This is a genomic window from uncultured Candidatus Kuenenia sp. (assembly GCF_900696675.1).
In the GTDB taxonomy this organism is placed as follows: domain Bacteria; phylum Planctomycetota; class Brocadiia; order Brocadiales; family Brocadiaceae; genus Kuenenia; species Kuenenia stuttgartiensis_A.
In genome coordinates this window covers 1-4,413 of the sequence record NZ_CAADGZ010000192.1, presented here as the reverse complement: position 1 = coordinate 4,413, position 4,413 = coordinate 1, and the positions used below count along the sequence as shown (strand labels likewise).

Annotated in this window: 3 protein-coding genes; 1 reads left to right on the top strand and 2 read right to left on the bottom strand. The window is 42.3% G+C overall.

The genetic code is table 11. The features are described 5' to 3' along the window. Window positions 1-153: 153 nt before the first annotated feature. Window positions 154-1,128, bottom strand: a complete 975-nt coding sequence (locus QZT26_RS16555) for a transposase (protein ID WP_099326710.1) — start codon at window positions 1,126-1,128, stop codon at window positions 154-156. Between the two features lie 248 nt (window positions 1,129-1,376). Between QZT26_RS16555 and QZT26_RS16550 the strand changes: the two genes are divergently transcribed. Continuing rightward, entirely contained in the window at window positions 1,377-1,586 is a 210-nt protein-coding gene (locus QZT26_RS16550; RefSeq protein WP_295103722.1) for a type II toxin-antitoxin system HicB family antitoxin, read from the top strand. 738 nt (window positions 1,587-2,324) lie between these two features. Here QZT26_RS16550 and cooS read toward each other — a convergent pair. Then, entirely contained in the window at window positions 2,325-4,343 is a 2,019-nt protein-coding gene (gene cooS / locus QZT26_RS16545; protein WP_295103719.1) for an anaerobic carbon-monoxide dehydrogenase catalytic subunit, read from the bottom strand. Window positions 4,344-4,413: the final 70 nt, after the last annotated feature.

Below are 4,413 nucleotides of genomic sequence, written 5' to 3'. Positions count from 1 at the left end.
CAAGCATAAACAATAATATTCAGGCACTACATTAAACGCCGAAAGCAACATTCAACCATACCAATAGGTTACGACTATTATACGCTCAATTTCTTGCCTTTTTCAGGATAAATTTGTCGAAGTTGGGTTAAGGGGAGAGGGGTCAATGCCTTCTCATTGGAGGATAGCTTCAATCCTTTTGATAATCCCGGAAAGATGCCTGTTGCCTTTAAGTTTTGCCCGTAATCGTTTTCTCTCCATGCTTACAGTGCTATAGCCAATCCCCATCATTTCTCCGATCTCCGTTCCGCTTAGCCCGCCAAAACGGTACAATAAGTCCATGGCTATTTGCCGTATTACACCCCGTTCATTCTTTATTTCATCAAAACTTTTCTTTGTCTCCTTGCAGAGTGCTTTAATGATGGTCTCTTTTCTGATATAGTTTTTTAACCGCCGTGCAGGTAAAATCTCACGTGATCTCAGCGGTAAATATTTATCTCTCACCCTGTTGATAAACCCGGTGCTCCCCAGTATGTTTCCACCAACAACCATATTTTTTATTTTAATACCTGCCGGCAAATCACTGCAAACAGCCTCCCAATACAATTGCCGTCCTTTTTTGTTGTCGCCTCCATATGGCTCAAGTACCCCGGCATACGCTATAATGTCATTTCTTTTGGTATGATCGATAGTACCTAAAAGGCTGCTCCACGCATAGTTCTTCAAATAATTTCTCTTTTCCGATAGCGGCAGTTTTTTCCCCAGCCTCGTATTGAGAGGGTTTAAATGAATATATCGGGACACAATATCCAGATACGCTTTCTTTTCAAGGAGAATGCTCTTGTATCTCCCCTGATACAAATGGCCTGTCCTTTTGTGTCTTTTATTGTAATATGCGGTGTAGGTAATGTTAATCCATTTCATAAATTCACTGAGATTGGCGAGGGGTGTTTCTAAAAGCAGATGGAAATGATTCTCCATGAGAACGTAACCATACAGAAGGTTAGTATAAGTTTTCAGCCCGTCATTCAACAACTCAAGAAACAGTTTCTTATCCTGGTCATCCCTGAATATTGCCTTACGCTTGTTACCCTGGCAGGTCACAAGATATAATGCATTTTTATATTGTATGCGTAGTGGTCTTGCCATGCGGGTATCATATCAGATACAAGCTATTTGTCAATCATTAAGATTTGACCCCGCCTTTTCTTTGAAATGTTTAATTTTTTGTAATTGACAGGTGGAAATAATAAGCAATAATAATCTCAAAAGCTCATTCCTTTTTCAAATACTTCAGCATAGCTTTTGCCATTCTCCCCAGCATAGCTGGGGGCTTAGCTTAGGAGTTAAACAGGTACGCAATATAATATTAAAATACAAGTTGGGAGACAAAGAAAATGAGCAGATATGAAATAATTATCTACTGGAGCGTAGAGGATCATGCCTTCATTGCAGAAGTTCCGGAATTGCCAGGCTGTGCAGCCGATGGAGCTACATATCAGGAGGCGCTCAGTAATGCTGAAATTGTTATCAAAGATTGGCTAAAGACTGCTAAGGAATTAGGACGTCATGTTCCCGAACCTAAAGGCAGGTTAATTTTCGCATAAAAGAATAGCGGGTGGGAAAAAACAATGAATGTTTAAAAGGAAATTTGTGAATTTGTATTGTATTTCGTGATAGCCTGTAAAGATTTTCCAATTTCTTTTCTTAATATTTATTATTTAAGATGTGACCATAGTCACCTACTTATAATTATGATTATTATGAACGGAAACCGGAACCGACCCGTCCACTTTAGAAAGCTTTCTGGTTGGAATAGAGTAGTGAAGTCTTTGAGGATTTCCACAAAGATAGATGTATAACATTACGTTCGAGGCGGATGCCGTGACTCGGCCGCGGCGCTTCTCGGTTCTGTTTGTAGCCGGTACCGCTCAACTGGGACGTTACACATAATAAAATGACATGAGGAGTAACACTTTAGTTTTTTGGAAAAGCAGGGGCTAAACATTTGCCGGTTTGGGCATGAACGCATTTATAACAATTTATAGCAAATGCTTCTCCCCTACAATATGCGGCAAACATCGCTACTATTGGTTTTTTCTAAAACTATATTGGTACTAAAAAATGAATGGCCGGATGGGGTGACGATTATTTTTGTAAAGTACCAAAAAGATTTCCGTTATGATGCGATTGCCCTGTGCCTGAATCATACACCTCTTTCTTACCCATTAAGCTGCCATAGCCAAACAAACACGAAAACAGTCTGCAGTCCTCAATCCTCAGTCCTCAATCTGCAATTTGCCGACTGTAGATTGCTGACTAAGGTACTGATGTGTTGAAAATTATCATATCCCCAATGCCCTTCTTTTCTTTTGAATATGATGTATCATCTTTTTTGCCGATTCAACAGGGTCGATTTCAATGATTAATGTGCTGCCGGTGATACTTTCCAGTTTGTTGGTGAGCATATCAATTACATACGGAGAACCTCCAAGCTTTGGCGTTACACCAATGTGTGTGGTAATTCCAAGCGCCATAACCCCCATATAAATAGCAGCCGCTTTTTCCACAACATGTTCGGCGGCGCTTGCAACAAGAGGGAGCTTATCGATGGATGTGTTCAGATAATCTGCAATGGCTGAAGCCAATACAGCGCAGCGTGAATTATCCACGCATGAACCAAAGTGAAAGATAGGGGGGATACTTCCATTTAATCCCGAGGTTTTTCCTATTGTTTCCAGAACACCCCGCAAAGAATCACCTGCATATTTTTTCGCCTCTCCTGTCAGTAATCCGTGACGCGCGCATGCCGTTGCCGCGCAGCCTGTAGCAAGTACCAAAACGTTATTCTTTAAAAGCTCCTTTGCCATGGTAACAAAACTCATGTCTGTTTGAATTTTTGAGGACAAACAACCGGCAAGCACGGCAACGCCCTGAATAGAACCATCCACTATAAGATCGACAAGCGGTTTTAGCGGCTGTTGGGCATTTAATTTTTTCAGGACGTCAATCATTACCTCGGTAGAAAAGCCACCCATTAATTTATGCCCCTTCGCTTTTGGCAGAAATACGCGGTCAGACAAACGATCTTTATACGCTTTGATTGCCTCCTCTACAATTTGCTTTGCGGATTCATAGGCGTTTTCCGGAGTAAATTCAATATAGGTATCATTGTCCATCCGCAATTCAGGCATGGTAGTAATTAATCGGGTATGGAGCCCTTTTGTAATTGACGAAAGTGATGGATACACACACTGTACATCCACACATACGGCGTCTACCAATCCTGTGCCAACCACAAGTTCCTGCATAATTGTGCTACCAGCCATGGGTATGCCGAGCCTCATTAACACCTCCGTACCGGTGCAGCAGGTTCCTACCACATTAATGCCTTCCGCCCCCGCCTCTTTTGCCATGTCCTCAAGTTTATTTGCAAAATGAACTACCATTTCCGAAAGTACAGGCACATGGCCATGTACAAGGATATTTACCTTGTCTTTGTCGAGAGCGTCCATACCTATCGAGCTTTCTTTGGGTGTGGGTACTCCCAGCAAAATGTCCTGTAATTGTGTTGAAATGTAGAGGGCCAATACATCAATTACCCCGTATTTTAAACACGACATGATAAGGTGGTCTGTGCTGCTCATCATCCCCTGGGCGGTACTATGGATTCCCTGAACTATTGCCTCTGCAGCGCCTTTTTGAGGAACAATGCCTGCCTTTGCCAGTTTATCAATATTTTTTGGTGCAAGGGCAAGAGCAAAATTCATAGGTCCCTCTCCCTGCCCAACAAGGTCTTCCATCGCTTTTTGACCGACTTCCTTAGCAATATCAAGCATTTGCATGCCGTCAGTATTTATGCCCAATTCTTTTGCCACGGCATAAAGTTTTGCCTCATCTTTTATTGGGAAATTTTCAGACCCTTTAGCTGCCGCGACAAACGCTTTCGCCACATGTATTGCATGCCCCAGGTGCGAGCTTGTGCCGCGCAGCACCGTTTGAAGAAACATACCGGCAACCATATTATCAGCCGTTTTGCCGCAGGAACTCCTCTTTACCTTTGGGGCTGCAAGCCTTGTATGAAGAGGTAATTCTTCACTATCCAGCCGGCAGGGACCAAGGTTGCAGTTTCGGCAACAGAGTCCATGACTTCCAAATCCACACCTGTCTTTTAATCCAAACAGGCTTGTATCGTAAGCCGCCTGTATATCCCAAACAGTTTCAATACCCTGTTGTCGCAAAAAATCAACGGTCTCCTCAATTTGCTTATCAGCAAAGGCTTTTTTTCTTAATTCCTTTTCTTTTTTGGGTCTTCTCCCTACTGAGTGGGTAAAAATGAGCGAAAAAAGTCTTGCGACCCGCAATTAGAGGGAGTTTTCAGCTTGTTTTAGCGTCTAAAAATGTGATATAAAATCGCATGAGAAAAAAACGATC

Coding starts and splice junctions, on each gene's coding strand:
- QZT26_RS16555 (WP_099326710.1), bottom strand. CDS start 1,128: ATGGCAAGACCACTACGCATACAATATAAAAATGCATTATATCTTGTG.
- QZT26_RS16550 (WP_295103722.1), top strand. CDS start 1,377: ATGAGCAGATATGAAATAATTATCTACTGGAGCGTAGAGGATCATGCC.